Genomic DNA, 745 nt, shown 5'->3' with positions numbered 1-745 from the left:
GCAGCCGCATGGCGTGGCGATGCGCTTCATCGATTGCCTGTTTTCACGCTGCCGTGCGCCGCTGGATCTGACGGTGGAGGGGGATCCGGACATTTCTATTGCCGAAGAGGGGGCGCCAGGCAGCCGCCCAGGCGCCGACATGCTGTGCTGCGGCATGCGCACCGGGGCGCTGAAAAGCTATTGTACCTACCACCAGGCGCGCTTCCAGCGCCGCGTATTTGTTGCGACGGGGTGAGGTTTGATCTCTTCTCCCCCGTTCACGGGGAGAAGGTGCCGGCAGGGCAATGAGGGGCAGCGCTGACGAGGCAGGATGGAAGCTGACATGAAATTCAAGCATCCGATTCAGATGCCACTTACCGAAGCGCTGGCGCCGCCCCTCATTGCCCTGCCGGGCGTTCGCTGTTCGAAAAGCCAAGCAATTGGCTTTTCGTCCGCTGCGCGGATCACACCTCACCCCCGTAAACGGGGAGAAAGAAGCAAAGCCCTATTTCGGCATCTGCCCGCCTTGCTTGGGCGTGCGGCTCTGCATGCTCCTTGCGTCCATCGCTACCGCCGGGTTGCCCTCGCCGACCAATATGCCGGTCACCCGGGCAAAGCCGGTAAACACCTTCATGGCGTCGGCTTCGGAAATCTGGGCGGCAATCGCCGCGCTGCAGGCGTTCAACGCGCTGCGGTAGACATGGCCACGCCGCTCCAGCGGCCAGCGCTGGAGAAAATCGGCGGCTTCGCTGACGCTGTCGATCTC

Annotated in this window: 1 protein-coding gene and 1 pseudogene; one reads left to right on the top strand and one right to left on the bottom strand. The window is 63.2% G+C overall.

The features are described 5' to 3' along the window. Positions 1-235 (top strand): annotated as a pseudogene (locus tag EN969_RS33795) (GcrA cell cycle regulator); the annotation flags it as partial. Between the two features lie 249 nt (positions 236-484). On the opposite strand, the gene EN969_RS33790 reads toward EN969_RS33795, so the two are convergent. After that, the coding region (locus EN969_RS33790) for a DUF982 domain-containing protein (protein ID WP_164758783.1) at positions 485-745 on the bottom strand (261 nt) is incomplete at its 5' end.

Origin of the sequence: Mesorhizobium sp. M7A.F.Ca.CA.003.01.2.1, assembly GCF_003998945.1 — a bacterium.
Classification (GTDB): Bacteria; Pseudomonadota; Alphaproteobacteria; order Rhizobiales; family Rhizobiaceae; genus Mesorhizobium; species Mesorhizobium ciceri.
The sequence above is the reverse complement of the archived record's forward strand: the minus strand, read 5'-3'. Positions and strand labels throughout refer to the sequence as shown.